Source organism: Candidatus Zixiibacteriota bacterium (assembly GCA_017999435.1).
Lineage (GTDB): Bacteria > Zixibacteria > MSB-5A5 > GN15 > FEB-12 > JAGNLV01.
Genome location: JAGNLV010000002.1, coordinates 674,261 through 675,562 on the forward strand (window position 1 = coordinate 674,261; position 1,302 = coordinate 675,562).

At 53.9% G+C, this 1,302-nt stretch carries 1 protein-coding gene; it reads left to right on the forward strand.

The features are described from left to right. On the forward strand, positions 1 to 932 hold a 932-nt coding region (locus KA261_08185; GenBank protein ID MBP7697774.1), incomplete at its 5' end, for a T9SS type A sorting domain-containing protein. Positions 933 to 1,302: the final 370 nt, after the last annotated feature.

A 1,302-nucleotide genomic window follows, 5' to 3' on the forward strand; every position in this document is an offset into this window, starting at 1 on the left:
CTCAAGCGTTTTCCGAAATCCCGACGCTTGAATTGTGGCCGTCATACGGCGGAATGAGCAGTCACTCATGTGCTGCGACCGATACCGGTTACGCGGTGTCGGTGGCAGACAGCCTTGGCCCGGGCGGCGAGTTCACGCTGTGGGCCAAGGATGATTCGGCAGCAGCGTTCTTTGTGCCGACCACCTATGTCGCTCCGCAGATCAGTCACGACCAGCCGAACATCTGGCTGCTGGGAACGGAAGGGCAATGCGAATTCAAGCTCGATTCCTCCAACACGTCAGTAGAGAGAGCTCTTATTTTATCGTCTCCATTTCCGGTTGTTAGGACCGGGTTGAATCCTAATGCGGTGCAGGCCGGTCAGGCGCACAGCCTGTCGGTGTACCCGGCGACGTCGGTCTCCGGCGCGAATCAGGTGGTGATCCGTTATGACGATGCTGACTTGCAGCTGAGTGAGAGCGACAAGGGAGATGAGTCAACACTAGGCGTTTACCGATGGGCCGGGGTGTCGACCGGTTGGCAGTCGATAGGCGGCACGGTGGACACGGCAGCTAACGAGATCTACGCGGCCATACCGATGGCAGGGGTGTACGCGGCCTTTACGTCGACCATCATTACTGATGTCAGAGATGATGGGCATGGAGAGAACCTGCCTTATCGTTTTGAGTTGAGCCAGAACTACCCGAACCCGTTCAATCCGACGACGACGATTGAGTACAGTGTGCCGTCACGGACGGACGTGAGGATTGAGATCTTCAATGTGCTGGGTCAAAAGGTGCGGACGCTAGTGAACGAGTCGAAGGCGGCGGGTTCATATCGAGTCGAGTGGAATGGCTTTGACCATAGTGGCAACCCGGTCTCAACGGGCGTGTATCTATATCGGTTCCAGGCCGGTGATGTTGTACAGACGAAGAAGATGCTGCTGATTAAGTAGCGCGATTACATCACACATTCTGAGCGTACCGGGCAGATCTAAGTGATCTGCCCGATTGTATTTCACCCACAAAAAGCGTCACAATTTGGTCACAATGACCAGTATGTCCTTGTGTCACAACGCGAGTATGGGGTTCGATTCCCCCACCGCCAAAATATAAGTAATTAGTACGCAATATGTTACAAGCCGGACGGGGGTCTTATACCCCCGTCCGACGCATATAAGATGATGTTCTACCGTGAGATACATTCCGTCTGGTGCTACGATTCGTGTCACAAAGGATAATGCCCCCCACCCTCGATCTAAAGAGGTCATGACGAACGCTGCCGAGTCTATCCCTAAGGTTTCTCTTGACAAATACCGAAACAAT